Consider the following 25426-nt stretch of genomic DNA (forward strand, 5'->3'; position numbering starts at 1 on the left):
GCCCTCAGGAAGCATGAGAATGTTCACATCAAGAATCCCCACGGTGGGGGGGGCCCACGACCATGGGAACATTCAAGCTCACAGAACAGCAGTTACGCGCATTTCAGGGCGCTCCTATCGCCCAATGCCCTTCCAATTGGATAGAGCTGGAATACCTGCACGCAGATGGCGATCCTGTCACCGGAGCGAAGTACACCGTCAAGGATGCACACAGCGGTTTTTGCTCAACGGGAACTCTCGATGAACGCGGCCAGGCACACGTCAAACTCCCCGTGGGAGTGACTCAAGCCACGTACGCTTTTCATGATGACCCGGACATCCTCCAGGTCAAAAAGCAGCCACAGCCCCATGGCCAAGAGGCCGCTCCCGGATGGATGGAGAGGACCACACGGATATTGATCGACTCTGGATCTTGGGCCTGGGGTGTCATCCAGGGAGACTTCAATGAAGATCCCTCGATTGGACAAACCATCGCGAACACCATCATCACGATGATTCCTGTCGTCGATCAGGCTGCAGACATCCGGGACCTGACCGCCAACCTGAAAGTCCTCATCTGGGATGAAGAATACGACAACTACGCCGCGTGGACCGCGCTCACTCTAACACTCATTGGCATCATTCCCATCCTGGGCTCTCTGCTGAAGGGGATTTGCAAGGCAATCAGGCTGGGCGCACGCAGGGTATCCCTGAAAGACCTGAGTCCACAACACGTTCAAGATCTCATGGGTGCCGTGAACAAGCTCGATCCGGACCTCAAGTCTCGTATCCTGTGGTATCCGTGAGCGAATCGATCTAGAGGAAACTGAAGATGGGACCAGAGCTGGCCAACAAATTGAAGCAACATGCCTTGTGGGTCGAGTCCAGAGGCGAGCGAGGAGAACGACTCACGCTTGAGGATGCCGAACTGCCTGGGTGTGCATTCCAGGCCCAGGAGTTGACCGAGGCGGAACTGCCTGGTGCTTGCTTCGACGGAGGAAATTTGAGCGAAGCGAAGCTTTCCGGAACCAACCTTGCCTCGGCCTCGTTTGTTCATGCCAACCTTGTTGGCAGCCAGTTGATCAAAGCCAATCTGGATTACGCCACGCTGAGAAGCGCTGACCTGCGAAACGTCAACGCCTTGCGTGCGAGCTTCTATGAGGCACAACTCCAAGGCGCGGATCTATCCGGGGCGCAACTCAGTGGGGCATACCTCGTGAACGCCAACCTGGAATCCGCTAATCTGAAGGGTGCCCAGTTGGACGGAGCAATCCTCCATGGAGCCAATCTCACGGGAGTGGATCTGCGAGGTGTTTCAGGCCTCTCTTCCATCCAAGCATCTTGGATCGTTCAAGGCGCTGAACACGCCCGACTTGAAGGGGAAGCCCTCCTCACATGGTTGAAAGTCGCGGCGGGAACATAGGCGGGCAGTTGGGTCACCGCAGTCACCGTCAAGGACAGCTCAAAGCCAGCTCGGGCTCTCGCGGCCCAGGCCCTTCAAGGCCCGCTCCGCCGCCTTCACGCCGAACCAGTTGGCCTCCTCGAAGAGCGCCAGTCCTCCCAGGTCCGAGTGCGCGAAATGCAGGTGCTCGCCCAAGCAGCCCCGCGTCGCCGAGGCCCGCGATCAAGACCCGGGTCATGTGCCGGTGCGGACGCGGCGCGGTGGACGCGGCACGAAGCGCGGCACTCGCTCGATGACGGCCGCGTATGCCGGCCGGCGCTCCAGGCTCCGCTGCTCCATCATCGGGATGCTGGCGAGCTGGAACATCGCGTATATGCAGGCGGCTCCCACGAACACCCACCACGCATCCGGGTCGGCGGCGATGCCGAAGATCGCGAGCGAGACCCAGAAGCTGACCTCGCCGAAGTAGTTGGGGTGCCGCGACCACGCCCACAGACCCTGGTCCATCACCTGGCCGGGCTTGCGGATCCGAATGAACCGGTGCATTTGGATGTCGGCCGCGAGCTCGAGCGCCACTGCACCCACGCCCACGACGACCGCCAGCGCGTCCAGCCACCCGAGGTCGCGGCCGGTGCGGGTGAGGACGACGTAGACCGGCAGCATGCCGAGGAACACCTGCAGCGTGGGGAAGACGTGGATGCCCATGAGGTCGGCCGCCGCCTCGGCCCTGCCGGCGCGCTCGCGCACCATGGGGTAGCGCCAGTCCTCGTGGTGCAGTCCGGGGAAGGTCTGGACCCAGTTGGCCGTGAGCCGGACCGCCCACAGCACGATCACCCCCATCACGAGCCAGGCGCGGGGCTCGTCGGCCGGTGTCCCGGACTCGACCCACCAGGCGAGCATCAGCAGCGGCGGCAGCACGCTCCAGTACGCGTCGTAGAAGCTCGAGTTGTGGTGCAGCCGGCTCGCGCCGAAGATCACCAGCGTCGCGATGAGGTCGGCTATCAGCCCGTCGAGCCACAGCCACGCGGTCTCGGGACCCCACGCGAACCACGCAGCACCCGCGGCGATCGCCACGATGTACGCGATCACGATCCGCACCATGGACTCGGTCCTGCTCGCCTGCGCTGTGGTCATGCCGCGGACCGTACCTAGAACACGTTCCAGTTCGCCAGCGTATAAGCGGGATGGGGGACCTGTTGAGGGGGGGGCTGGAACCGAGAGGTGGAGGAGGGCTGCTGACGGGTGCCAGGCGGGCTGTGCGCCGTGCTGGTGGAGAGACGGTGCAGCCCTAACCGGCGTACCGGCGGCGTTGACGAGCGAGTTGGCGGGAATGGATGAGACAACCTCCAGGGCTGCGGGTGAGGTGCGCCGGAGCCAAAGACAGACATGGCTCCGGCACACTCATGGCAAGGCAGCAAAACGATAAAAACCGGCATTCCAGGCCACCCCCACACTGCCGGTGAATGTTCACCAGTCGACAGGTGACCTGGGGCGTCGCGGCTGGCGTCACCTCACCGAGACGTCGTCCAGCTTGAACACGGTGACGAGGGAGCTGCTGTTCGTGGCGCCGAAGCGCAGCTTCACCGTCCGGCCCGCGTACGCGGCCAGGCTGTAGGAGTACTGCACGTAGCCGGTCCCCTTGTTGAGGTTGGAGAAGCTCGCCAGCGTCACGAGCACCGTGCCCGAGCTGTCCACGAGTTGCACGGCGAGCTGGTCGGACTGGTAGACGGTCGTGGTCTCGCTGCTGGTGATGTACAGCCAGAAGGACAGCGTCGGCGCGCTTCCGGCCGGCAGGGTGAGCGTCTGCTCGGCGGAGCCGTAGTAGTAGGTGGCGCGGCCCAGCTCCAGGTTGCCGGAGCCGCTGTGCGGCGAGGAGCCGCCGTTCATCCAGAAGGCCTGGTTGTACAGCGTCCACGGGCTGGAGGAGCCCTCGAAGCCCCCGTTGACGACGAGGTCATTGAGCACCGTCACGGGGACACCCGCGGAGGTGGTGACGTTGCCCGAGGTGTCGAAGGCCTTGCTCGTCAGCGTGTAGCTCCCGTTGGTGACGGTGGTGGCGTCCCACGTCACGCTGTAGGGCGCGGTGTCGTCCGAGCCCAGCAGCGTGGTGCCCTGGTAGAACTCCACGCGGGCCACCGCGACGTTGTCCGACGCGCTCGCGGACACGGTGACGCCGCCGCTCAGCGTGGCCCCGGCCGTGGGCGCGGTGATGCTGGTGGTGGGCGGCGTGAGGTCGTTGTTCACCGTGACGTTGACGGCCGTGGACGTGGAGGTGTTGCGGGCCGCGTCGTAGGCCTTCGCGGTGAGCGCGTACGCGCCATTGGCCACGCCGCGCGTGTCCCACGTCACGCTGTACGGGGAGGAGTAGCCCGTCGCGATGAGGGTGCTGCCCCGGTAGAACTCGACGCGGGAGACGCCCACGTTGTCCGCGGCGCCCGCCGTCAGGGTGACGGTGCCGAGCAGCACCGCGCCCGCCGAGGGAGCGGTGAGGCTGACGGTGGGCGGCACGGTCTCATTGGCCACCGTGACGGACACGCCGGAGGACTGCGCCACGTTGCCGGTGGTGTCGTAGGCCTTCGCGGTGAGCGTGTACGTCCCATTGGCCACCAGCGTGGTGTCCCAGCTCAGGCTGTACGACGAATACGAGGAGGAGCCGAGCAGCGTGGTGCCCCGGTAGTACTCGACGCGGGAGACGCCCACGTTGTCGGACGCGGCCGCCGTCAGGGTGGCCGTCAGGCTCAGCGTGGACCCCTGCGCGGGCGCGGTGATGCTGACGGTGGGCGGAGTGAGCTCGTTGTCCACCGTCACGCTCACGCTCGTGGACGTGGCGTAGCCGGCGGCATCCCGGGCGGTGGCCGTCACCGTATGGGGGCCATTGGCCACCGACGCGGTGTTCCAGGTGTACGCGTAGAACTTGGGGTCCGAGGCCGAGAAGGGCTGCGTGAGGGTGACGATGGGGGCGCCATCCACGGAGAACTGCACCGAGGTGACGCCCACGTTGTCGGAGGCACTGGCGGCGAGGTTGTAGCGCTGCTTCAGGGTGGCCCCGGCGGAGGGGAACAGCATCGTGCACGTGGGAGGCGTCGTGTCCGGCCCGTCCTTGATGATTTCCGCGCTGGTCAGTGCCTCGGAGCCGCTGACCCCTCCCGCCACGAGGACGCGCAGCGGCGTGCCATTCAGCAGCGTCGCGGAGTGCGAGCTGCGCGCGGTGTGCAGCGCGCCGAACGTGCTCCAGGTGCCGGTGGTGGTGTCGTAGGCCTCGATGGAGGCCACGGCGCCGCCGGAGTCGTTGCGCCCTCCCACCGCGAGGATGCGCGTGGAGTCCAGGGTCACCAGCGGGAAGGAGACGCGCCCCTGCGCCATCGGGCTGATGGCCTGCGAGGTCTGCGTCGCCGGGTTGTAGATTTCGGCGGAGCCCGGCGAGGACACGCCGCCCGCCGTGAGGATGCGTCCGTCGGAGAGCAGGACGACACCCGCCAGGTAGCGCTCCGTGACGAGCGCGCCTCCCGGGCTGAAGGTGTTCGTCGCGGGATTGAACAGCTCCACCTGGGTGGAGACATCCGTGGCGCCGGAGAAGGCCGTACCGCCCAGCACCGCCACCCGGCCATCCTTCAGCAAAATGGCCGAGGCGTCCATCCGTGCGGCGGAAAGGCCCGGGCGCAGGAAGGTCCACGTGCCCGTGGCGGGGTCATAGAGCTCCACCGACGCGAGATAGGTGTCGTTGACGTTGTAGAGGCCGCCCACGACGAGCACCTTTCCGTTGTTCAGCTTCACGGCCTCGTGGAAGCGGCGGCGCTGGTAGAGCGAGCCGGTCAGCGTCCAGGTGCCCGTGGCCGGGTCGTAGATTTCCGCGCTGGCCAGGTTGGTGGAGCCGTTGTTGCCACCCATGACGAGGACGCGGCCATCGTCGAGCAGCACGGCGCGGTGACTCGCGCGCGCGGAATTCATGGAGCCCGTCGCAGACCACGTGCCCGTGGCCGGATTGAAGATCTGGGCCGAGCTGAGCGAGCTCGTCGACGTCGCACCGCCCGCCACCAGCACCCGTCCATCCGCGAGCCGCGTGGCGGTGTGGCTCCAGCGCCCCGAGACGAAACTGCCCGTCCACTCGACGACGTCCTGCCGCGCTTCCCCGATGGGGGCTGACCCAGACTGCGCTCCGCCCTGCTCCGAACCACAGCCAGCGCTCAGCGCCACGAGTGTGAGCAGCCACAGTGATACAAATTGTTTCGACTTGATGACGTGCATGGGTGTCTCCGGCCCGTTGCTCTACCGCTCGCGCAACATTCACGAGCGGTGAGAGGTCACCTCCCCCCGGTGCGAGCCGTGTGCCAGTGTTCCTTCAGACAGCAACCGCTCGAAAAAGAGGGGACTCCCGTCCAGATTGGAGCTCCTGCGCGCTCCAGATTGGAGCGGAGTGCGCCATCCTGGCTCAGGCCACGGCGCTAAACCCCCACCGCCCCGGTCCCGCGCGACCCTGAACACCGGCTCAATCGCCGAGGTGTCGCAGCGTCTTCCGGTAGCGGTCGGCGTTGTGCACGTAGTGGGGGCCCGAGCCTTCGAGCACGTGCCGCTGGCCTTCGCTCACCTGCTTGACGACGCGCGCGGGAGCGCCGAGCACGAGCGAGCCATCCGGAATCTCCGTCCCCTCGGTGACGAGCGCGTGGGCGCCGATGAGGCAGCCCTTGCCGATGCGCGCGCCATTGAGGACGGTGGCGCCGATGCCGATGAGGGTGCCGTCGCCCACGGAGCAGCCATGAAGCATGGCGCGGTGGCCCACGGTGACGTGCGCGCCAATCACCAGCGGCATGCCCGCGTCGGTGTGGAGGATGGCGCCATCCTGGATGTTGGTGCCCTCGCCCACGTCGATGAGGTCCATGTCCCCGCGCAGCACCGCGCCCCACCACACGCTCACGTCGCGGGCCAGGCGCACCCGGCCGATGACGGAGGCCGTGGGCGCAATCCAATACGCGCCGGGAATCACCTCGGGAGACACATCTTCCAGTGCATAGAGAGGCATGGCCCGGCACCCCACCGCAACCGCGCGCCCGAGGCAAGGTCCTTCGAGCCCCAGGCTCGCGCCCGTCGCGTCACGTGTGCCCGTGCCTGTGCCACGTGCTGTGCCACCCCCGCCGTGCGATGGACAAATGGCCGGAATCGCTGGCGTCCTCCACATGCGCGGCATGGCATGGCACATGCTCATGCGCCGATGAGCCGATGAGCCGATGAGCCGATGAGCCGGTGACCCGATGGAGGGGGGAAACAGCATGACGGTGTGGAAGCAATACGGCCTGGTCGTCTCCGTGGTGATATGAGCTGCTGTTGAGGGTGGACGGCCTGTTCGATGACAAGCCCGTGCAGGTGACGCAGGTCTCCAGCAGCCAGGACTCGCAGCTCACGGTCCAGTTCCTCAAGGGGAACAAGCCCAAGAAGGTCACCGGCACGGACCTGGAGCGGCTGGTGCTGCGGTTCTGGCTGGGAGAAAACTCACCGCAACAGAGCGCCCTCTCGCACGAGCTGCGCATCCGCGTCAGCCACGTGAATGGCCGGGACGAGTACCGGGTCATCCACCGCCGCCCGGACCAGACGGTCTGGTCCCACCACTGCCTCAATCCTCCCGCCGAGCCACCTCCACGCCCCACACCGCCCGTCGACCTGCGCGTCTCGTTCCTCCCCGGCTGGTCCATCGACGCGAAGATGGCCTTCGTCTCCGCCGATGACTCCGTGGTCACCATGGCGTGCCGCAAGGGTGCCATCGCCACCTGTCTGGACTGGAAGTACGCGCCCTGGAAGCAGGGCGCCTCTGCGAGCGGCGCCACCGCGGCCGAGGCCTTCGGCGCCTGTCTCCAGGCGAAGCGCGCGGCCTTCTGCATCGGCTCGGGAGACCCCCGGAGCTTCACGAAGAACGGGACGCCCATCGTCGTCGGGGACCGCGAGAAGCAGGCCGCGTCCCAGAACCTGGGTGACCCGGCGTTCCTCGAAGCGCTCTGGAATCCCCACGGCGCGACGTGCCTCAACGCGTCCAACCGCCGCCGCAAGGACGACGCGGACGTGCCCGCCCCCGACTGCGCCCTGCCCCAGTGCACCAGCCCCCAGTCCGAGTGGTTCATGAAGGCCAGCCTCTCCACGAGCGTCCTTCCGCAGTGAGGGGCCCCCTGTGCAACGTCACTCGCGCGTGGCCTCCTCGTATTCCTCCCGGAGGAGCGGGTTGAGAGTGAAGGCCCGCGCGAGCAGGTCCTGCCCCTCGCGGGCCACGGCTTCATCCCGGGACGCCCGCGCCTGGAGCAGGAGGAGGGCGCCGCGAAGGGCCTGCGCATGGGGCAGGCCCGGGTCGATTCGCAGCGCCTGCTCGGTCTGCGTCAGCCCCCTTCCTTCACGAAGGACCCCGCCCGCGCCGGAGGCTGGGCGCGCGCCAGCAGCCAATACACCCGCGCCAGCTCCTGATGGGCCTCGCCATAGGAGAACAGCGCGACGGCCCTCCGCGCCTCGGCGAGCGCCCGCTGGAGGTGTGGCAGGCCCGGCAGGCCACGCCGCGCCGCCCAGGCCGCCGCCACCTCTTCGAGCTGCGCGCCCACGACGTGACACTCCACGCACCGGGCGTCGAGCCGGAGGGCCTGCTCCAGCGCGAGGCGTCCCTCGTCGAGCCTCGCACCGGCGTCTCCGCCCTCGCGCAGCGCGAGCAGCGCGGACAGGTGCCGCACGCGGGCGAAGCGGAACCACGTCCTCCCGTAGTCCGGGTTCGCGCGCCGGGAGCGCTCCAGGTACTCGAGCGCCCGCTCCAGCAACGGGCGCGGGTCCCCGCCCCGGCGCAGCAGGTACTCCGTCTGGAGCAGCGCCGCGTCGGCGGCCGCGTTCAGCGCGGAGTAGAAGCCGGGGTCGATGCCGAGCGCCCGGTCCGCGGCCCGCAGCGCCTTGCGCACGTGGGGCTCGGGGTCCACGCCGCGCTGGAAGTCGGACTCGGCCAGGTCGGTGTACAGGTCCACCTGGTTCACCTGGGCGAACAGGTAGGTCGGGTCGGCCGCCGCGCGCTCGAAGCACTCCGCCGCGCGCGCGAAGGCCTCGGTGGAGTCCCGGCCATGTTGCCGCAGGTAGAGCCCCTTCGAGCGCAGCACCAGGCCCAGGTCATTGAGCCCCCAGGTGAAGTCGGGCCGGAGCTCCAGCGCCTTCGAGCGTATAAGCGGGATGGGGGACCTGTTGAGGGGGAGGGCTGGAACCGAGAGGTGGAGGAGGGCTGCTGACGGGTGCCAGGCGGGCTGTGCGCCGTGCTGGTGGAGACGCGGTGCAGCCCTATTGGGCACACGTCGGCCCAGGTGGCCCCCCAGGGGGAGGCAGCAGGGGCGTGGGCGTCTTTGGCCGCGTGACTGCTCGAGGCTCAACACCACGCCTGCTGGGGTGGCCCCTGCGCTGCAGCCAGCTGAGCTAGCCCGCTTCAGCCCTCGACTTCGGGCAGGTCGCGCAACCAGCGGGCCTCGCCCGGCGCCGGGCTCCGCGCGGAACTCGTGGCACGCTGGAGCACCCGGAGCACCTCGGCCGGGTCGCACTCGTACAGCCCCGAGCTCCAGGCGGGATTGGCCTCCACCACCGCCCAGCCCCGTCCCTCGATCCGGCCCACGTCGAGCACCACCGCCGGCGGGAACACGCCGCCCGCCCGGGCCAGCACCTCCGCCGCGAATGTCCGCGCCGCCTCCACCTCGAAGGCCGCACCCGAGGACTCCTCGCGCTCGCCCTTCCACGCATACGGGCTCGTGGCCACCACCCGGCCCTCGAGCACGAAGCAGCGGTACTCATCGCGCCAGTCCACCGGCTCGGCCGTCACCACGGGCAGCTCTTCCTCCAACAGGCCGGGGCCCGGCAGCGCGTCGGCCGAGGCGTAGACCGCCGCCCGGAACCGCTTCTCGTCGGCGGGTTTGACGAATCGCGGGAAGGACTCGCCCCGGGCGTCGCCCAACGTGGTGAAGCGCACGTCCCGGCGCAGCAACTCCACGGGCAGCGAGGTCAACGTGTCGGCGGCGGGCTCGAGCAGCGCCAGCTTCAGCGCCCTGCCCACCGTGTCCGCGAGCAGCGACTCGCCGTAGAAGACGAGCGGCTCCTCGGCGAGCCGCGCGGGCGGACGCCGATCATGCAACCGGTGCACGCTCCAGCCCAACCGGGTGGCTTCCGTGGCGAGCGCGATGGAGTCCGGACCAAAGCGCGGAGAGAGCACGAGGACGGGAAGTGGGTGGACGCTCATGGCTTCTCCTCAATTTGCCAGGGACGTCCGCCTGACACATCCTCGGTGTGAGGAAATCTCCATGCCCACACCGCTCCCCACTGAAATCACCCTGCTTGGTTGGTCCGTCGTCCTGCTCCTCGTGCACGTCTTCCTCCAGAGCGGCCTGAACGCACGCGAGCGCGGGCTCGCCTGGGGCGCGGGGGCGCGCGACGAGGGACATTCACCGCTCGGCAAACACGCGGGCCGGGCGCAGCGCGCGCTCGACAACTTCAAGGAGACCTATCCGGCCTTCATCGCGCTCGCGCTCGCGCTCACCGTCACCGGCCGCACGGGCGGCACGGGAGAGACGGGCGCATGGCTGTGGTTCGCCGCGCGCGTCGTCTACCTGCCGCTCTACCTGCTCGGCGTTCCGTGGGTGCGCTCGGGGGTCTATTTCGTGTCAATCATTGGCCTGGTGATGATGCTCGGCCATCTGTTGTGATCCGGCCGCCGCCGCGGAACCCTCAAAACTCCTTCAGCATGGCGAGCCGCTGTTGCGCCAACGCGCACCCGAGGACGTCCGCCGGGGCTGACGGCTAGCGACCCGCCGCGCCCTCTCTCACGCTCCCCGCAGGCTCTGCTTCGGCGTCGTGGCGTCTCCCCTCTGACCCTCGCCGTCCGCCGCTGGCCCTTGGGGCTTTCACCCGTCCGACAGGACAACGCCCGCAGGTTCCGTATGCCAAGAGCCCCCGCGAAACCTCCCGCCGCTGCACGCTCCCGGCGCCCCACGGAGCGCAACCGCAAGCCCTCCCCACTGCCGCGACACATCGAGATCCGGCAGCGCCGATTACCCGTCACCCTGAGCGCGGCCTTGAAGCAGGCACGCAAGGGGGCAGGCATGACTCAAGCAGAAGCAGCCGAGGGCATCGGTATCGCTCCCGAGGTGTACGGGCGCATGGGGCGGGGGGGCGTGCTGGGGAGCTTCGCCTCGTGGACAGCGAACGGATCGGCGCGCAGGTGCTCCGGCTGACCTACGTCCCCGCCTGACACTCCCCGCTTGGAAGCCTGCCGACGCTGGCGCAGGACTCCTGGCGCGGGATCTCGGTGGCGCTAATCTCCCTCCTCGTCGCCAGCGTCACGGCTCAGGCGTTGGCCCTCGTCTCCGCGATCAACGAGGACTTCATGCCCGTCCTACGCTCGCGCCCAAGGTGACGAGAAGCTCGTCCAGTTGCTGGAACGTCTCGACCAGCGCATCCGCCGCCCCGGTGCCGGCAGCGTCGAGAGCTTCCTTCGAGGGGTAGAGCTCGCTCAGGACCAGCAGCGTCTTGCCCCCTTTTTCCTCGAAGGTCACCGTGGTGACGGACCCATTGTCACCACCTTCCTCATTGGTCCAGACGAGGCGCGAGTGCGGTGTCACTTCGGTGTACCTACCGAAGAACGCCATCCCTTGGCCGAACACCAGACGGTACTTGCCCCCGGTACGAACATCCATCTCGCAGGAAACCAGGGTCATTCCCATCGACTTCGGCACCCACCACTTCTTGAACAGCTCGGGCTTTGTCCACGCCTCGAACACGATGCGTGCCGGACCATCGAAAGTTCGCGTGACGACGATCTCACGCTCGGACTTCCGTTCCACAGTCGTGCGGTTCTTCATGGGTGTGGGCTCACTCTCTCTTCTTGCGTCCATCGACCTGCTCGTTCCGTTTCAATTCCTCGACAACCTTGTCCAACTCGTCGAAGCGTGCGTCCCAGAGCTGGCGGTACCTCTCGAGCCATGCCATCTCTTCCTCCAGTCGGCGCGGGCCGATCTTGCAGGTCCGCACGCGCCCGACCTTCTCCGTGATCACGAGCCCGGCCCGCTCCAGGACACCGACGTGCTTCTTCATGCCCGTGAGGGTCATGTTGAACTTCTCGGCGAGGTCCGTGATCGAGGCCTCCGCACGCCCGAGCTGCTCCAGAACACCGCGTCGGGTGGCGTCGGAGAGCGCGGCGAACGAAGCATCGAGGCCGACATTTACATACTGAACCATGTGGTTCAGTGTCTAGCACGCGGATAGATGGCACGCAAGGGCAGTTCGAGCGCGCGCTGCTTGAACAGCTCGCGGTGGTGCGGACGGGAGCCGCCCGAGCTGTGTGCCAGGCCCGTGTAGGGGGCCGAGCACCCCCATAGGGCACCCTGCTGCCCAGGCCGCCCTCCCATCAGGGCGCGGCAAGAGCCTGAGCTGGGCCTGTGGGTTGTCTTGAGCGCCTCAACACCACGCTGCCTGGGGTGGCCCTCGCGCCGGGGCTAGCCTCGCACCTGCAGTGGCCAGGCCCAGGTGCTTCAGAATCGCGCGCACCCCTCGTGCTCCCTTCACGTACGCCAACACCCTTAAGCCTGCCTCCACACCTCACGCAGGCGAACACGTCCAACGCGAACGTCCTCCTCGGCCACTCTGCCTGGTCCACTCGCGGCGTCCTCTTCTTCTTCGGCTCCTTCCTGGCCGCTGCCTCAGGCGCCACGCTCGCCTCCTCCGCTCCTGCTTGGGGGAGCAGGCGCAGCGTTTCCTACGGGACGCGGGTCTGGTCGTCAGGAGTGCGGGCTGCCGAGCATTCAGGACAGGTCTTCTTGAGCTGGAGGGGCGAGGAGCCGTCCCTGGATCCTGGCGCTGGTGGCGCTTTGGATTCTGGCCAACACGCCCGGTGTGTATGCCCTGCACCTTCAGCGGACCATCCCCACTGTAGCGCCTCGAAAGCGGCTGCAAGGGAGGGGTTCATGCGGAGTTGGACACGGTTCGCGGGTGCGCTCGTGTGCGTCTGGCTGGCGGGGTGCGTCGAGTCGAAGACGGAAGAGGGGGGAGCGGAGGTCCCCGACACGACACAGGACTGCATTCCGACGAGCTGTGATTCCGCTGGCGCGAGCTGCGGCCTGCTCGGGGATGGATGTGGTGGAACGCTGAACTGTGGAACCTGCGCCGCGGGGACGACGTGTGGCGCGTCGGGCGCGGCCAATGTCTGTGGGGCGGGCTCGTGCACGCCCAAGACGTGTGCCGAGCTCGACGCGCACTGCGGACAGGTGAGTGACGGCTGTGCCGCGGTGCTCGACTGTGGCCGGTGCGCGGCCGGGCAGAGCTGTGGCGCTTCCGCCGCGAACCAATGCGCCACGCCGCCGCCCGCCTGGGGAACGATCAGCTGGGTGGGGTTGGGCGGTCCGCTCGCCTACCGCTCCGTGACGGCCAACCCGGGGGGCACGCGCATCTTCATCGGCACGGCGAGCGGCGGCGAGGACCGGTTGCAGGCGCTCACCGCCGACAACACCCCGGTCTGGTTCCAGCCGTCGGAGATCGAGATCACCCAGCTGCGCATGTCCCCGGATGGCCTCGGTGTCTTCGCGACGGGCTATCCCGTGCGGGGCATGCCCCGGCCCGAGCTGACCTACCGCTACAGCCTCAATGGCGCGAATGTCAGCCTGCTCGGCAATTCCATCAGCGATGACTGCGGGCTCAAGGCCGCGGGGACGAACAGTGGCCAGGTGGCACTGCTCTCGACCTGTGCCTTCTACACGACGCTCCGGCTTCGCCCGAGCGCGACGTGGGAGTTCGAGCCCGAGGACACCTTCCGGATGTGGCGGGTAGCCGTCGATGGCCAGGGCAACATCCTCGTGGCCGGCTACACCACCGGGCCCACGGCGCTCGGGGACAAGCACTTCGGGGCGCAGGGCCAGCGGGGCCTGTTGGTGGTGAAGTTCAACCCCCAGGGCGGCGTGGTGTGGGCGCACGAGCTGATTCCCGAGGGCGGCGAGGCCCTGCCCAGCGCGATCGCCGTCTCGTCGCTCGGCACGGTGGTCGTGGCCGGCACCTTCCAGGGCATCGCCCACTGGGCGTCCAAGGATTACGACAGCGCCAACGGCGCCACCTTCCTCCTGACGCTTGAGGCCAACGGGGCCTCGCGCTGGCTGCGCCAGTCCCGGGTGGCCGACGCGGTGATGGCGCTCGATCCCTCCGGACGCGCCTTCCTCGCGGGGCGGGCGGCGGACTGCGCGGGCGGCATCCGCATCGAGGAGATCAACCTCGCGGGCGACCCGCTCGGCACCAAGCGCCTGGGCTGTGGGGGCAACCTGGCGGCGAGGGACGCCGCGGCGCTCGGGCACGACCTGGTGCTCCTGGGCGCCTATTCCGGCGCGAACGACTTCGGCAATGGGACGCGCACGGACGCGGACGGCTCCGGGACCTTCCTGCTCCGGATGTCCGCGCCGTAGGCCCCAAGGCTCGGGCGGCCGGGGACGAGCGCTCCCCGAGCCGCTGGCCCACGCGGTGCCGGCGCGACCTGGTGAGCACCTGGTGGAGGTAGCGCCCCGGTGTGGCTCTCCTTCACCTGGGCCACGTCCTCGGGGGTGCCCACGGCGAGCAACTGGCCGCCGACCGCGCCGCCCTCGGGTCCCATGTCGATGACCCAGTCCGCGCTCTTGATGACGTCCAGGTTGCGCTGGGGCTCTTGACGGCCCCTGCCGCGCTCCCAGAAGGGGCGCGGCAGGGGTGCTCTTGGCTGGGGCGGCTGGAGCCTCTACCCCACTCCCCCCCGCCATTCATTGCTCACGAACTACCGGCAGGTGGTGTAGCTCGCCCACAGCGGCGAGCCGCTGGCGCTGTACACCACGAGGTTGCAATCCTGCTGCATCCACAGGGTGGCGCCCGCATTGTTCCCGGTGGTCGTATTCCAGAGCGCACTCATCGAGCTCGGATACAGCACGAGGTTTCCATCCGTCTGCATGACGAAGGTCGAGGTGACCTTGCCCCAGGTGCCCGTGTTCCAGAGCGCACCCTTCTGGTCGTAGAGCACCACGTTCCCGTCGGTCTGGTGGGCGAGCCAGAGCTTGCCGTCGCAAGACCAGAGCGTCTGTCCGGGCGCGAGCGCCTGGCCACTGCTCAGAGTCCCACAAGCGGGAGGCGGATTGCTGTAGAGCAGGCGGGTGGTGGAACCGCTGCCCGCGTTGCTCACCTTGTTGTCCGGGGAGTTGATGACAATCGCCGCGGCCACCGTGGCGGGAGAAGCGCCCGGGTTGCTCTGGAGGTACAGCGCCGCCGCGCCGGCCACGTGCGGGGAGGCCATGGACGTGCCGGTCTCCGGCCGGGAGGTGCCGTTGAGAGCGGCGGAGACGATGTTGACCCCCGGAGCGAAGACGTCCAGGCAGGGGCCAAAGTTGGAGCCCTGATAAACCTGCGAGTTCCCGAGGAACCTGGAGTCCGTGCTGTCGACGGAGCCAACGGTGATGGCATCGGCGACACGCGCGGGCGAAATGTAGCACGCGTCAATGGTTGGGGAATTGTTGCCCGCGGCGACGACGATGGTGACACCCGCGGCGATGGTATTGCGCACCGCGGCGTCCAATGCGTCGTTGGTGGTGCCTCCCAGGCTCATGTTGGCCACCGCGGGCTTGACGTGATTGGCCGCCACCCAATCCAGGCCCGAGATGATGCCCGAGAGGGAGCCGCTTGCATTGCAGCCGAGGACGCGCACGGAGTGGAGCCGGACGCCCTTGGCCACGCCCCAGGTGGTGCCGCCCACCGTGCCGGCCACGTGCGTGCCGTGTCCATTGCAGTCAGTGGCTCCATAGCCATCGTTGATCGCGGTGAAGTCCCCCGAGGCCCGGCCACCGAAGTCCGGGTGGCTCGTCATGATGCCCGAGTCGATGATGTACGCATGCACCCCGGCGCCGGTGCCGTTGTAGCTATAGCTGCCGTTCAACGGCAGCTTGAGCTGATCGATGCGGTCCAGGCCCCACGTCGCATTGGACTGGGTTGCCATGGCGTGAACCTCGCCATCCTCCACCACGAAGTCCACTTCGGGCCTGGCCGCGAGTGCGCGCGCCGCCGCCTCGTTGGCCTGCACCGTGAAGCCGCGCAGCGCGTGGGAGTACGTCTGGAGGACGGTGGCGCCACGCTGGAGGGCGAGCGCCTGGGCGACCTCGGGAACCCTGGAGGCACCGAGGGTGGCGGCCTTCAGCACGACGATGTATTGCCCGGGGATGGCATCGGCGGATTTGCGGAACTTGCCCCCGGGAGTGGAGGCCGCGTCAAGCGCGGACTCCTGCGTGCCGGTCTTCAGGGCGAGGTCTGCCGTCTGTCCCAGGTCCCCGGTGGCGTCGAGGGACGGGCTCCCGCATGCGGGCAGGAGGGTGAGGCCACCGATGAACATCAGGTTCTTCCAAGCGGGTTTATGCAAGGCGGTTCTCCAGTAGGACGTGTACCCCTCTTTCGTGGGGGAGCGGTCGTATGGCTCCCACGGAGCAGAGGGTGAGGGACGCGGACGGGAAGCCCATGAGCCGCACGCCGGGCCGGCGCAGAAGCTTTTCATCTCCAGCAGACACACGCCAGCCCAGCCCAGCCGCCTTCCCAGGAGGGGCGCGGCAGGGGCATCAGGTCTCTTCGCTGGCTGTGGCGGCTTGAGCCTCAACACCCTGCGCCCTGGGGTGGCGCTCGCGCCGGGGTCAGGCTCGCACCTGCCGCGGGCAGTCCCAGGTGCTCCCAAATCGCGCGCACCCCTCTGGCTTGCTTCACGGCCCGCCAGCACCCGCCGCCTGCCTCCACACCTGACGCAGGTGAAGCCCGTCCACCGCGAATGTCCTGCGCGGCAGCCCCGCGAAAGTCTCCTGGCGGCGTCCTCTCCTTCCTCCGCTCCTGCCTCGCCCCTGCCTCAGGCGCCACGCTCGCCGCCTCTGCTCCTCCCTGGGGGCGCGTCACGCTCCTCTCCTCCGCTCCTGCTTGGGGGAACCTCTGGCGGGGATGAGCGAGCCATGAAAGCACACCTCTCGTGGCCTGGCATACCTGCCAGCGGCGAGTCAGGCCTTCGGTCGAGGTGGATGAGGACCATGTTCGCCTCAATGGGAGAGCGGCCAAGCCTCCGCTTTGAACCACTCGGGATGATGAAGGGTGACATCCCCGCGGGAGCCAGGCGCGCCTTGGAGCTCGTGCCCAGGGAGCAGGGTGACTTCAGGCCGAGCCACCAGCAGTGCACGAACTTGATTGCGCACGTCAGCCGCGCGCTGGGAGTCCACCGCGACACGCTCCACGTCGTCAGAATGCAGCCATTCTCGGTGAACAACGGCATCGCCGGTGAGGAGCACCGGCCCCCCCGGTAGGGCGAGGAGAGCCATGACGTCCTCCCGCGCATGGCCACCGCCACGCAGCAGCACGACGCTGCCATCTCCGAACAAGTCGAGCGAGGCATCGAAAGGCGGGAGGGCGCGCGTGTCGTGGAAGTCCACTTCGCGCCAACGAGGCGCCGACAGGCCCAGCACCTTGCCGGCCGTTCCCAGCCCACCGATGAAGGTCGCGCCCTCGAAGGACGCGGCGGCGCCAATGTGATCGTCGTGCAGGTGCGAGATGATGACCCATCGGGCGCGGGCTGGCTCCAGTCCGGCCTCTCGCATCTGTGCGTCGAGCGTCCTTCCCTCGCGTCCGCGGCTCTCGAAGAGCCAGCGCATCGGCACAGGCAGAGCGGACTCGCCCTCTCGGGCGACGGACGTGGAGAGCCCGCAGTCGAACACAATGAGCCCTTCTCGCGGATGTTCGATCACGAAGGCAGGAGCCGGCCGCCATGGGCGGTGCTCACCGACCAGGAGCGCCGACATGCGGTTCATTCCCGTGTTGAAGACGTGGAGCCGAAAACCGGCCACCGCCGCGGGCATCGGATAGGGACCGGGAGGCGGCTGGGCCCCACTCACGATAACGGGACGGTAAGGGAGCAGGACGGCTCCGAGCGTGACGAGCGCACCCGCACTCAGCAGGCCCAGCGCCACGAGACGGCGACGTCGAAGACTCAAGGGCATGGCCTCACAGTGCGGGAGATTGACATGGAAGTGCTCCGGGTGAAACGGGCCAGCTGGGCGTGCGCTCCTTCTGAGGTATATCCCTGCTCCCAGAACAGGACCACTCCGTGGTTACGCCTGGGAGACGGGCCGCATGTTGCTTCAGTGTGAGCAGGTGCCGGTGGCTCCCCCGAGGAAGGGTGTCAGACGATTCGTAGGAGACGAGGTGTCGGATCGAGTCCTTTGACACCTTCCCCGCACGCCGGGCCGGCGCAGAAGCCTTTCATCTCCAGCAGACACACGCCAGCCCAGCCCAGCCGCCTTCCCAGGAGGGGCGCGGCAGGGGCATCAGGTCTCTTGGCTGGCTGTGGCGGCTTGAGCCTCAACACCCTGCGTCCTGGGGTGGCGCTCGCGCCGGGGTCAGGCTCGCACCTGCCGCGGGCAGTCCCAGGTGCTCCAGAATCGCTCTCACCCCTGCTGCTCCCTTCACGTCCGCCAGCACCCGCCGCCTGCCTCCACACCTGACGCAGGTGAAGCCCGTCCACCGCGAATGTCCTGCGCGGCAGCCCCGCGAAAGTCTCCTGGCGGCGTCCTCTCCTTCCTCCGCTCCTGCCTCGCCCCTGCCTCAGGCACCACGCTCGCCTCCTCTGCTCCTCCCTGGGGGCGCGTCACGCTCCTCTCCTCCGCTCCTGCTTGGGGGAGATCCTCGATGGCGCGCACCTGCTCGGGGTCCGTCACCGTCACGCTCGGGTTGGGACGGCCCGAGTACATGAGGAACGTCACGCGCAGGGCCTTCTGCGATTGCTCGGCCTGGACGTCCGACGCGAAGACACTCGTGGAACCGCCGAACCCGAGGCTCAGAACACCGCACAGGAAGGCCGCTTTGAATGAATGGCGAGACATGTATTTTTCTCCCGGGTACTGGATGACCTACTGGATGTTCTCGTGGCCGTGGCCTTCGGCGATGTCCGACCAGATCATGAAGAAGCCGCAGAACTGCGTATAGAGTCCCCGATTCGCGGTCCGCGGATCGGTAATCACATTGCCCGAGTTGTCGAGGTTCGTCGCGGGAGAGCCACCGGGCTTGTGGCTCCACGTGCCATTCTCGCCGAGCCGATACCAGTGATAGTCAAGCCCCGGCGCGACCACCAGGGCGGCGCCGCTCTTGAAGTTCAGGAGGGTGCTCGGGTCCGGGCTGCGCGAATGTGTTGGTGGCCTTGTTGTTGGTGTAGTTGTAGCAGTTGTTGCTGCCCTGCCGGTCGTTTCCATTCCAGTAGCTCGGCTCGAAGCTGAGCCGGCCCGGGTTCAGGACGTTCCACACCTCCCACTTGGACAGTGCGCGGTTGTAGACGAGGACCTCGTCGAGGCGGTCATTGAACCGGTAGTAGCCGCGGTTGTCGATGATGGTCTTATGGACCGGGTCGTGTCCGTCATCCGGATCCACTCCGACAGCGTGAAGCATCCCGTGCCAAAGTTCAGCGACGAGGAGTTGTTCACGCGGATGTACTTGTCTCCAGACAGGTCCATTCCCGAGGAACTCCAACCGTAGGACGAGGCCCGACCGCCGTAGACGTTCCCCGTCTGCCCCAGTCCACTCGTGCCGACGCCCACGCCCGCTGTGGCGTCCTCTCCGATGGCTGTGGCGGCTCCCTCGACTGTGGCACCTGCCCCGCCTGCCAGCCCGAGGAGATGAATCGCTGCGGCGTCTGCATCCCCAGGTCCGAGGGCCGCTGCCCCGACAACGTCCACTGTCCCGCCGCCGCGAGCCCCCAGGGCCTCATCGCCGCTCCCCGGCGTCCTCCTGCCACAACAAGGGCCGGGTGAGCGCCCACAGCCAGATGGCCATCTCCTCGGGGGTGTGGCGCATGTCCTCCAGCCAGGACTCGAGCACCCCCAGATATGCCGAGGCCAGGAAGCGGCTGCGGATGGCGAGCGGCGCACTGCTCACTTCCTGCCGGAAGTGCTTCTCGACGACGGGAGTCATCAGCCGCTCCACATGCCGCCGCAGGTACGTGTCGAAGCGCCCCGCCCCCGCCCGGCCGAACATGAGCCGGTAGAACTCCGCGTGCGCGGCGGCATGCTCGAACCAACGTACGAGGAGCTCCGGCGGCAGCCCCGGTGCCTTGGGCCACAGACCCTCGTTCCGCCGCGCCTCCGCGTCCAGCTCGTCCAGCACCTCCCGCATCGTCTGTACGAGCAGCTCCTCCTTGGCGCGATAGTGCAGGTAGAAGGTGACGCGGTTGACCCCGGCCCGTGTGGTCAGATCCCGCACGGTGATGGCGCCGAAGTCCCTCTCCCTCAGCAGGCCCAGCAGCGCGTCCCGCAGGACGCGGCGTGTGCGCCGCACTCGAAGATCGTCTTCCACCCGCCTGGACGACACTGGAGTGCTCCGTGTCGCTTTCGCGACGCCCCGCGCCCCGGTGTCCGTTGCTCTTTTCCTCACGCCCGCCGATTCAATCAACTACCGCGTGTCGGAACAACAGCGTGACTCGACACCGACCCCCCCTCTGCCTGGATGGTGTCCCTTGCAAGCCGCCCTCATCACCAACCCACGCTTCCTCGTGGAGCCGTTCGCCGAACTCGAGCGGCTGCGCGCCGCTGGCCCCCTGCATCACATCGAGGAGCCCACCGGCCTGCGCTTCTGGCTGGTGACGCGCTTCGCCGAGGCCTCCCAGCTCCTCAAGGACCGGCGCATCGTCGTGCACCGCCCCGGCGGTCAACGCATCAGCGCCGTCACCCTCTCGCCCGACGTCGATCGCATGATCGGCCGCTCGATGCTGGCCTCGGATCCGCCGGATCACTCGCGCCTGCGGAGCCTGGTGTCCAAGGCGTTCACGCCCCGCTTCGTCGAGGAGCTGCGCCCCCGCATCCAGCGGCTCGTCGACGAGCTGATCGACGCGGCCGAGCCCCGCGGCCGGATGGATCTCATCAACGACTTCGCCTTCACCCTGCCCATCGTCGTCATCGCCGACATGATGGGCCTGCCCGCCCAGGACCGCCACCGGGTGCGCTTGTGGTCGGAGGCCATCACGGAGTCCATGAGCACCCAGTACGAGGAGAACCCGGCACGGGACGCGAAGGCGCGCGACTTCGTGGACTACATGCGGGCGCTCATCGACGAGAAGCGCCGCTCGCCCGGTGAGGACCTCGTCAGCAAGCTCACCCAGGCCGAGGAGGGAGGCTCGCGGCTCGACGAGCACGAGTTCCTGTCGATGATTGGCTTGCTCATCTTCGCCGGGCACGAGACGACGGCCAACCTCATCGGCAATGGGATGCTCGCCCTGCTCACCCAGCCCGAGGCGCTCGCCCGGCTGCAACGCGAGCCCGCGCTCATCCCCTCGGCCATCGAGGAGTTCCTGCGCATGTTCGGCCCCGTCACCGTGGCGCCCCGCTTCGCCGCCGAGGACATCGCGGTGGCGGGAGAGACGATCCGCCAGGGGGACATGGTGATCATCTCCCTGGCCTCGGCCGACCGGGACGAGCGGCAGTTCTCCCACGCCCAGACGCTCGACGTGACGCGCGAGAGCGCCCGGCACCTGGCCTTCGGACAGGGCATCCACTTCTGCCTGGGCGCGCAGCTGGCCCGCATCGAGGCCGATGTGGCCTTCACCACCCTGCTGCGGCGGCTGCCCGGACTGCGCCTGGACGCCCCGCTCGAGGCCGTGCAGTGGCGGGCCAACATGATCCTCCGGGGCCTGCAACGGCTCCCCGTCGCCTTCTGACCGGTGACACTCCGGCCTCCCACACGGGAGGCCGTATGTCCTCGGACAAACGCGCCGTGGGGTTGAACCCCTGACCGTCCGTCAGAGGGACGACGGGTGACCCTGGAGGCTTGCGCCGACGTCTGGATGAAGATATCCTCACCGAATGAAGAATCGCTCACCGCGAGTGCCGAGGAAGAGGATGCTCCGAGAGCGCCTGCGCGAGGAGACGGAACAGACCCTCCTCGAGGCGGCCGAGCAGGTCTTCGCCGAGCAGGGCGTGCTCGGCACGCGCATCGAGGACATCGCGAAGCGCGCGGGCGTGGCCGTGGGCACGCTCTACAACTACTTCGAGGATCGCGAGGGGCTGCTCGCCGCGCTCATGACCCGCCGGCGCACGGAGCTGGTGAAGCTCCTCGACGAGGTGAGCGAGGTGAGCCGGGGCAAACCCTGGCTCGGGGAGTTCGAGTACTTCCTGCGCGCCACGCTCTCGCACCTGGAGCAGCACCGGCGCTTCTTCGCCATCCTGGTCCAGGGCGAGTTGGGCACCCTGCCCCACACCGGCACGGCGGAGGAGCCGGGCGGCTCGGGCTTCGATGACGTGTATGCCTGCGCGAAGCGGCTCGTCCAGCGCGGCGTGGCCGAGGGCCAGCTCAAGCCCGCCTTCGCGGCGCTCTACCCGGGGCTGCTGCTCGGCATGCTGCGCGCCGCCATCGTCCAGGAGCGCTACATGGACACGCCCGCGCCGCTGCTCGGGCTGGTGGAACCCTTTCGCGACTTCTTCCTGACGGGGGCGGGGAAGGAGCGCTGAGCCGTGCATTCACTGCCGCCCTTGATGTGATTTGGGAGAGTCTTTCAATGCAATCCAGTGACTACAATCCGTTTTCAGCCGCCGTGCAGGCGGATCCCTATCCGTATTACACGACGCTCCGGGACCAGGGTCCGGTCTATTTCAACGAGCAGTTCGGCTGGTACATCGTCAGCCGTTACGAGGACGTCGTCGCCATCATCAAGAACCCGGCGGTCTTCTCCTCCGTGCGCGCCGTGGTGTCACCGGACAAGTTCGACGCGGCCGAGCAGGTGGCGCCCCAGGCCCTGCGCCCCGTACGCCGGGGGGTGCTCATCGGCGAGGACCCGCCCACCCACACGAAGAACCGGGGACTGGTGAGCAAGGCGTTCACCCCCAAGCGCACCGCGGAGATGGAGCCCCGCATCCGGCAGCTCGTCCGCGAACTCATCGCCCGGTTGCCCCGCTCGGGCGAGTTCGATCTCATCCGGGACCTGGCCGAGCCGCTGCCCGTCATCGTCATCGCGGAGATGCTGGGCGTGGAGCCCGAGCGCCGGCACGACTTCAAGCGATGGTCCGATGACGCCGTCGCCACCGCCTACGCCCTGGTCCGTGGCACGGACCTGTCCCGCATCGAGGACAGCGCCCGCGAGATGAATGCCTACATGGTCCAGTCCCTGGACGCCCGACGCCGGGAGCCCCGGGAGGATCTCACCCAGGCGCTGCTCGACAACGGCGTGCGCGAGGGCGTGCTCTCGGTGGAGGACGCGGTCGACTTCTGCCGGCTGCTGCTCTTGGCGGGCAACGAGACCACGACCAACCTGCTCGGCAATGGCATGCGCGCGCTACTCGGCCAGCCCGACCAGGTGCGCAAGCTCACGCGCGAGCCCGCGCTCATCCCCAACGCCGTGGAGGAGATGCTGCGCTACGACTCGGCCGCGCAGGCGCTCTTCCGCAAGACGACCCGCGAGGTGGAGGTGGCCGGCACGCGCATCCCCGCGGAAGCGAGCGTCCTCGTGCTCGTGGGCTCGGCCAACCGCGACCCGCGCAAGTTCCCGGAGCCGGACCGCTTCGACGTGACGCGCGACATCGTGGGCCAGGTCGCCTTCGGCCATGGCATCCACTTCTGCCTCGGGGCGTCCCTGGCGCGGCTGGAGGCCCGCGTGGTGCTGGAGGAGCTGCTCACCCCGGACCGCCAGCTCTCCCTCGTTCCCGACCAGCAGCTCAAGAACGTGGAGCACTTCCTCCTCCGGGGCCTCAAGTCCCTGCGCGTGCGCACCGAGCCCGCCCCGGCCTCCCTCGCGAACGCCTGAGCACCACCGGCAGCTTCGCACAGCAGCGCGACGAAGCCTTCTTCCAATCCTCTCATAAACAGAACACCGCCAAGTATCGCAACTGCGAGTTGCGGTGAGTGAAATCCAATTCTATTCATCATCGCAACTTGGAGTTGCGGTCCACCGCGTGTGCGGAGGGGACCGTTTGCGACTTCTTGGGGAGAACGACCATGGCATCCACGAATGATGTTTCCCGGAGACCCGCGACCTTCCTGCTGGCGAGCTCGGGGGCGCCGGGGCATCTGCTTCGCGTCCTGGACCTCGCGCAGCAGCTCACCGCTCGGGGCAACCGGGTGCTGTTCAAGGCGAAGGCGAGCCTGGCGGCCGATGTGAAGGCCGTCGGCGCGGAGCACCTGCCGCATGAGCGGATGCTCGACGTCCAGGACATTGGCGATCTCGCCCAGCTCACGAGTCTGCCGCCCTGGATGCCGTCGATCCCCTTCGGCATCACGATGTTCCGGAGCATCGGCCAGGCGAACAACGTCCAGCTCGCGCGAGAGCTGGAGCCTGTCTTGAAGCGCGAGAAGGTGGACTGCGTGGTCCACGACATCTTCGAGATGGGCGCGGCCTGGGCCGCCGAGCGCGCCGGCATTCCCTGGGCGAGCGCCGGGAACATGGGCACGGTTCTCACGGAGGATGAGCTGCCGTTGCTCTTCAGCGCGATGCCATCCATGAAGCCCTTCTTCCGGTTCCCCGCGCTGACGCACCTGCTGATGGGCCAGCTGATGCCGTTGAACGAGGCGAGGGCCCAGCTCGGTCTGTCCCCCTATCGTGGCCGCCCGGCGCACCTCGTCCAGGCCGCGGCCTCGCCCAAGCTCCACATCATCATGGGCCACCGGGGACTCGCCGGGGACATTGCGCTGCGCGACAACCAGCTCTTCGTCGGGTCGACGACCGCCAACATCTCCACGAGCCGCAAGGAAGCGCCGCACGTCGAGCCCGGGACCGTGATCGTCAGCACGACGACGACCCATGCGGACAATGGCTTGTTCCGGCGCGTGTTGGAGGCGGTCTCGCCCATGAACGTCCCCGTGCTCGCCACGGCCGCGGGGGCCCAGGACATCCCCTCCGGGCTCGGCTCCCACATCCGTATCGAGCGCTACGTTCCCCACGACGAGGTGTTCCCCAAGGCCCGGGCGTTGATCACCCACGGGGGTTGGGGCGCGGTGGGTCGCGCCCTGTACACGGGTCTGCCCATGCTGGTCATCCCCCTCGTTGGAGACCAGACCCTCAACGCGTCGCTGGTCGAGCGCGCGGGGCTCGGGCGCTACCTGCCCCTGGAGAAGGCGACCCCCGAGCGGATCCGCTCCGAGTTGCAGGCGCTCCTGGCCGACGAGTCGCTGCGGGCCCGCGCCCGGAAGGTCGCCTCGGAGATTCAGCAGCTCAAGAGCGGGCAGGTCGCCGCGCGCGCCCTCGAGAAGCTGGCCTTCGAGGGGAACGTGGACGTCAAGAGCATTTCCGCCGCGGCCTAGCCTTTCTGGCGTCATGCTACGGGTTCCAGCAGTTGGCGGGTTGATTGATGATACGCACCCAGAATTTCGTGTCGTTGCGGATATCCCCATAGGCATGAAAGCCCCAGCCCCCGCCTCCGTCATGGTGCTCGGCCATTCTCCAGCCCGTGCCGAAGTAGTTGACACAGATTTGGTCGGCGGTGGCCTGACTGCTCAACCACGTACCGGGAATGGGTTGCGTGGTCGCGATATGGCCATGTACCCAGCCACTATAGAAGTCCGTATACAGCCCCGCCCGGGTTGGCGAACCATCATTCTTGATACACAGCACGGGCAACGCGGTCATGCAAGAGGTGTCTCCTACGTAGGCGTTGCATGAATAGGAACCGACGGGGCAACCCACGAAGTCCACGCCTTACGCGTTTTCGTGTCTGATTTTTACCCAGGTCATTCCTCTTCCACCGCTCGCCAGAGCGGGCACCGATCCAACCACAACAGACAGCATCCCCGCTCCCACCAAATGAAGCAGTTTCATTGTTCCTCCACTCCATTGCGGACTTGTTCAAAGCGCTCGCCAGTGACTCTGCGGCGATGAGCGCTTGAAAACAATGAAGAAAGGGCCCAGAGCCATCAATCGTTGGTGACTTCACGTATAGCATTCTGGATATATTCGCCGTTCGTTGTCTTTCTCTGTTCCACGGGGCAGTTATTTTCTGCACGTTCAACCAAACCTCGGCGTGACGCTGACGGGCGAATCGGAAATCGTCAGCGTCAAGTGCCGCCACTGCCGGTTGG

General features: G+C 67.7%; 23 protein-coding genes and 1 pseudogene. 9 read left to right on the forward strand and 15 right to left on the reverse strand.

The features are described 5' to 3' along the window. Positions 1–62: 62 nt before the first annotated feature. Both D187_RS56235 and D187_RS53490 read left to right on the forward strand, forming a co-directional pair. The gene (locus D187_RS56235; protein WP_155894104.1) at positions 63–785 is read left to right on the forward strand and encodes a hypothetical protein; all 723 of its coding nucleotides are present in this window, start codon (positions 63–65) and stop codon (positions 783–785) included. Positions 786–811: 26 nt separating this feature from the next. Continuing rightward, positions 812–1402, forward strand: coding sequence for a pentapeptide repeat-containing protein (locus tag D187_RS53490; protein ID WP_076606365.1), 591 nt, complete (start codon positions 812–814; stop codon positions 1400–1402). A 39-nt stretch (positions 1403–1441) separates the two neighbouring features. On the opposite strand, the pseudogene D187_RS59065 reads toward D187_RS53490, so the two are convergent. From D187_RS59065 to D187_RS48920, 4 genes and pseudogenes are all read right to left on the reverse strand, one after another. Beyond that, positions 1442–1576 (reverse strand): annotated as a pseudogene (locus D187_RS59065) (hypothetical protein); the annotation flags it as partial. A 39-nt stretch (positions 1577–1615) separates the two neighbouring features. Further along, the gene (locus D187_RS48905; RefSeq protein WP_002630596.1) at positions 1616–2482 is read right to left on the reverse strand and encodes a DUF1295 domain-containing protein; all 867 of its coding nucleotides are present in this window, start codon (positions 2480–2482) and stop codon (positions 1616–1618) included. A 405-nt stretch (positions 2483–2887) separates the two neighbouring features. Beyond that, positions 2888–5626, reverse strand: coding sequence for an Ig-like domain-containing protein (locus D187_RS51540; protein ID WP_002630597.1), 2739 nt, complete (start codon positions 5624–5626; stop codon positions 2888–2890). A gap of 241 nt (positions 5627–5867) precedes the next feature. Further along, positions 5868–6398 (reverse strand): gamma carbonic anhydrase family protein, encoded by a 531-nt coding sequence (locus D187_RS48920; RefSeq protein ID WP_002630598.1) that lies wholly within the window; start codon positions 6396–6398, stop codon positions 5868–5870. Between the two features lie 308 nt (positions 6399–6706). Here D187_RS48920 and D187_RS48925 point away from each other — a divergent pair, with 308 nt between their 5' ends. Continuing rightward, complete coding sequence (locus tag D187_RS48925) at positions 6707–7525, forward strand: ADYC domain-containing protein (protein WP_002630599.1); 819 nt, start codon at positions 6707–6709, stop codon at positions 7523–7525. A gap of 212 nt (positions 7526–7737) precedes the next feature. Here the strand turns inward: D187_RS48925 and D187_RS48935 are convergent, their stop codons facing one another. Together D187_RS48935 and D187_RS48940 are read right to left on the reverse strand one after the other, a co-directional pair. Further along, positions 7738–8490, reverse strand: coding sequence for a hypothetical protein (locus D187_RS48935; RefSeq protein ID WP_002630600.1), 753 nt, complete (start codon positions 8488–8490; stop codon positions 7738–7740). A gap of 317 nt (positions 8491–8807) precedes the next feature. After that, entirely contained in the window at positions 8808–9608 is an 801-nt protein-coding gene (locus D187_RS48940) for an ATP-grasp domain-containing protein (RefSeq protein WP_002630601.1), read from the reverse strand. A gap of 61 nt (positions 9609–9669) precedes the next feature. Here D187_RS48940 and D187_RS48945 point away from each other — a divergent pair, with 61 nt between their 5' ends. Next, positions 9670–10071: an MAPEG family protein gene (locus D187_RS48945; RefSeq protein WP_002630602.1), complete on the forward strand. Its 402-nt coding sequence runs from the start codon at positions 9670–9672 to the stop codon at positions 10069–10071. 678 nt (positions 10072–10749) lie between these two features. On the opposite strand, the gene D187_RS48950 is transcribed toward D187_RS48945, so the two are convergent. Both D187_RS48950 and D187_RS48955 read right to left on the reverse strand, forming a co-directional pair. Next, the gene (locus D187_RS48950; protein WP_002630603.1) at positions 10750–11226 is read right to left on the reverse strand and encodes an SRPBCC domain-containing protein; all 477 of its coding nucleotides are present in this window, start codon (positions 11224–11226) and stop codon (positions 10750–10752) included. A gap of 10 nt (positions 11227–11236) precedes the next feature. Then, entirely contained in the window at positions 11237–11602 is a 366-nt protein-coding gene (locus tag D187_RS48955; protein WP_002630604.1) for an ArsR/SmtB family transcription factor, read from the reverse strand. Positions 11603–12327: 725 nt separating this feature from the next. On the opposite strand from D187_RS48955, the gene D187_RS56240 reads away from it, so the two are divergent. After that, positions 12328–13809, forward strand: a complete 1482-nt coding sequence (locus D187_RS56240) for an NHL repeat-containing protein (RefSeq protein ID WP_002630605.1) — start codon at positions 12328–12330, stop codon at positions 13807–13809. Positions 13810–14150: 341 nt separating this feature from the next. Here D187_RS56240 and D187_RS48965 read toward each other — a convergent pair whose 3' ends face one another. The 6 genes from D187_RS48965 to D187_RS48990 form a co-directional block, all read right to left on the reverse strand. Beyond that, the gene (locus tag D187_RS48965) at positions 14151–15773 is read right to left on the reverse strand and encodes a S8 family serine peptidase (RefSeq protein ID WP_002630606.1); all 1623 of its coding nucleotides are present in this window, start codon (positions 15771–15773) and stop codon (positions 14151–14153) included. Positions 15774–16428: 655 nt separating this feature from the next. Further along, the gene (locus D187_RS48970) at positions 16429–17181 is read right to left on the reverse strand and encodes an MBL fold metallo-hydrolase (protein WP_162159777.1); all 753 of its coding nucleotides are present in this window, start codon (positions 17179–17181) and stop codon (positions 16429–16431) included. A 663-nt stretch (positions 17182–17844) separates the two neighbouring features. Beyond that, positions 17845–18261 carry a hypothetical protein gene (locus tag D187_RS57320; protein WP_002630608.1) on the reverse strand — a complete coding sequence of 139 codons (417 nt, stop codon included), beginning with the start codon at positions 18259–18261 and terminating at the stop codon, positions 17845–17847. A 27-nt stretch (positions 18262–18288) separates the two neighbouring features. Next, complete coding sequence (locus tag D187_RS48980) at positions 18289–18507, reverse strand: hypothetical protein (protein WP_002630609.1); 219 nt, start codon at positions 18505–18507, stop codon at positions 18289–18291. After that, a complete protein-coding gene (locus tag D187_RS48985; RefSeq protein WP_002630610.1) occupies positions 18488–18820 on the reverse strand; it encodes a hypothetical protein in 333 nt (110 codons plus the stop codon). The genes D187_RS48980 and D187_RS48985 overlap by 20 nt, the downstream gene beginning before the upstream one ends. Before the next feature lie 315 nt (positions 18821–19135). Next, positions 19136–19705, reverse strand: coding sequence for a TetR/AcrR family transcriptional regulator (locus D187_RS48990; RefSeq protein WP_002630611.1), 570 nt, complete (start codon positions 19703–19705; stop codon positions 19136–19138). A 178-nt stretch (positions 19706–19883) separates the two neighbouring features. Between D187_RS48990 and D187_RS48995 the strand changes: the two genes are divergently transcribed. The 4 genes from D187_RS48995 (at position 19884) to D187_RS57325 (ending at position 24652) form a co-directional block, all read left to right on the forward strand. Further along, positions 19884–21080, forward strand: coding sequence for a cytochrome P450 family protein (locus D187_RS48995; RefSeq protein ID WP_002630612.1), 1197 nt, complete (start codon positions 19884–19886; stop codon positions 21078–21080). Positions 21081–21261: 181 nt separating this feature from the next. Then, positions 21262–21870: a TetR/AcrR family transcriptional regulator gene (locus D187_RS51545; RefSeq protein ID WP_002630613.1), complete on the forward strand. Its 609-nt coding sequence runs from the start codon at positions 21262–21264 to the stop codon at positions 21868–21870. A 47-nt stretch (positions 21871–21917) separates the two neighbouring features. Beyond that, positions 21918–23159, forward strand: a complete 1242-nt coding sequence (locus tag D187_RS49005; RefSeq protein WP_002630614.1) for a cytochrome P450 — start codon at positions 21918–21920, stop codon at positions 23157–23159. A 191-nt stretch (positions 23160–23350) separates the two neighbouring features. Further along, positions 23351–24652, forward strand: a complete 1302-nt coding sequence (locus D187_RS57325; protein WP_020918794.1) for a glycosyltransferase — start codon at positions 23351–23353, stop codon at positions 24650–24652. Positions 24653–24668: 16 nt separating this feature from the next. Here D187_RS57325 and D187_RS51550 read toward each other — a convergent pair whose 3' ends face one another. Beyond that, complete coding sequence (locus tag D187_RS51550; protein WP_002632015.1) at positions 24669–24977, reverse strand: hypothetical protein; 309 nt, start codon at positions 24975–24977, stop codon at positions 24669–24671. Positions 24978–25426: the final 449 nt, after the last annotated feature.

It is taken from the genome of Cystobacter fuscus DSM 2262 (genome assembly GCF_000335475.2).
Classification (GTDB): Bacteria; Myxococcota; Myxococcia; order Myxococcales; family Myxococcaceae; genus Cystobacter; species Cystobacter fuscus.